Source organism: Candidatus Phytoplasma sp. AldY-WA1, from assembly GCF_020312115.2.
In the GTDB taxonomy this organism is placed as follows: domain Bacteria; phylum Bacillota_I; class Bacilli_A; order Acholeplasmatales; family Acholeplasmataceae; genus Phytoplasma; species Phytoplasma vitis.
This window is the reverse complement of sequence record NZ_JAHRHX020000076.1, coordinates 1-2,436: the sequence shown is the minus strand read 5'-3', so window position 1 is coordinate 2,436 and position 2,436 is coordinate 1. Positions and strand designations below refer to the sequence as shown.

1 protein-coding gene and 1 pseudogene are annotated in these 2,436 nt (G+C 30.1%); both read right to left on the bottom strand.

What is annotated here, in order from left to right; genetic code table 11:
- A pseudogene (locus tag KTO59_RS03990) lies at nt 1-2,144 on the bottom strand (hypothetical protein); the annotation flags it as partial.
- A 71-nt stretch (nt 2,145-2,215) separates the two neighbouring features.
- Nucleotides 2,216-2,436, bottom strand: a 221-nt coding sequence (locus KTO59_RS03985; RefSeq protein WP_284928758.1) for a hypothetical protein, incomplete at its 5' end; no start/stop codon positions are given.

Genomic DNA, 2,436 nt, shown 5'->3' with positions numbered 1-2,436 from the left:
CGGCATTTGATTGTGTATTTATAATTATAATTTGAGTCTGTGGATTTGGCAGTACAGTTACCCCAGTTTTCGTCGTTCCATTTGTTAGAACCTGGCATGCTGTTGTTAATCCATTCTATGGTTGCGATTTTTTTATCTTCGACTATGCCGAGGTCGATTGTTCTAGTTATTTCTTGTTTTAAACGGCATTTGATTGTGTATATGTATTTATAGTTTGTGTCTGTGGATTTGGCAGTACAGTTACCCCAGTTTCCATCGTTCCATTTGTTAGAACCTGGCATGTTGTTGTTAATATATTCTTCGGTTGCGGCTTGTTTGTTGTTAACTATGCCGAGGTCTATTGTTTCAGTTTTTTCTTGTTTTAAACGGCATATGATTGTGTATGTGTAATTACAATTTGAGTCTATGGATTTGGCAGTACAGTTACCCCAGTTTTCGTCGTTCCATTTGTTATAACCTGGCATGCTGTTGTTAATCCATTCTATGGTTGCGGTTTGCATGTTGTTAACTATGCCGAGGTCTATTGTTCTAGTTATTTCTTGTTTTAAATGACATTTGATTATGTATTTGTAATTATAGGTATAAACATAACAGTTACCCCAGTCTTTGTCGTTGTAGGTGATTATTTCTCGAATGTTGTCATTAATCCATTTTTCGGTTTTGTCTTGTATTTCTTGTGTGTTATTGACTGGGTCGAGGTAGATTGTTATAATTTGTCTTTCGCGGCATTTGATTGTATATATGTAATTATTATATATGTCAGTAGATTTGACAGTACAATGTCCCCATTTTTCGTCGTTGTAGTAGATTTCGCCTTTAACGTTGTTTTTAATCCATTCTTTGGTTGAATATTGCATGCTGTCAACTACGCCGAGGTCGATTGTTTCTTCATTGTCAAAACTGAAAAGATAAATATTTTTTGCACCGTTGGCGTGTTTGATTAATTTATTAGCTTCGTTACAGTTAGTAAAAACGCGTACTCCGTCATCGAAATATACAGCTTCAATTTTGTTGTTGTTATAATCAAAATAGCCATTTTTATTAAATGGTACAACGATTGGACCATCAGGGACTGCGTTATAACAACCTAAATTGACGTATATATCATTAACTTTAAGTTGTGGAAAAAAAGGAGGAGGAGTTAAACTAACGTCATGATTGAATTTTAATTCTATTTTTTCTAATGGTGTATTATCGTTTTTATTACTTAAATGTTTTATCATATTATTGTCTGAATGTACATCATTATTTAAATTTACTTGAAATATATATAATTTAATATCCCATAAATTGAATTTTATATAATAAACATCTTTTCCATTAATTTGAGTTTTTTGAGATTCAAATATTTTTGTATTTTTAATTGCATCAATTTCTTGATCTTCATACATTTTAGACCTGTCATAGGGTTTAACTTCTACTTGAAATGGTTCAGGTGCATAATATACTTCCCAATCACGATATTTTTGTGTATTTATTTCATTTGAATTTAAACTAGCACATTCACATAATATTTTTTTATCTTTTTTAATTTGACATTGATTTAACCAATCATGATAAGCTTGATAAGCTTGATTTAAATATTTTTTAATTTTTGCATCTTTAGTCATATTAACATCATGAATTAAATTAATTGTGTGAATGTTGACATTAGGATCAATTTGGGCTTTGCTGATGTCCCAAAAGACGTAAACTTTTTCGATGGCGATTTTATGGTTTAATAAATCATCGAGAGTATATTTGTCGTGATCACAAGGATATGTTGTTTTGAATGGATTAGGTCGAGGTTGAAAATAAATGTCTAATAAACCATCTTGAGGGTTTTTTAAATTCCAAATTATACAATCACTGTAATTGGAATTGTAACTTGGAGTAAGTGACGAAATTGAAATGCCGTTAATACCAAATAATTCCATGATTTTTGGAATGTCATTACGTGACTCAACGTTAATGTTTTGGATAAATAATTTTGGTTGTGTGATAAGCCATTTGTCTTTAAGTTCTTGGGTTGTATACATTTTAATGGTGTGAGTCTTTTTTTGATAAAAATAATTTGATATTTTAGCATAAATATAACAATAAGTAAAAAATAAAAATATAATTAAGAAAAAATAATAAATAAATTTTAAATAACGTTTTGTCATGTAATGACCTCCTTTCTTGGAATTTTGGTTTTTAAGGTTGTTACATTTATTGTTTTTTTGGTTTGTTTTTTTTATTTCCTTTGCGTTATTTTTTTTTGTGGTGGTGGGGGTTGGGAAATTGTTATGGCGCAACTGGGTTTTTGAAAAACCCTGGTTGCGTAAATGGGGTTTGTTTTATTGTTTTGCCTTGCGTTTTGTGTTTGTGTTATTGTTTTATATTGAAAGTTGAAATAGCTGTTTTTTTGAAAAAAACAGCTATTTGAAGTTTGGGTTGTGTGATAAATAAAAAAAA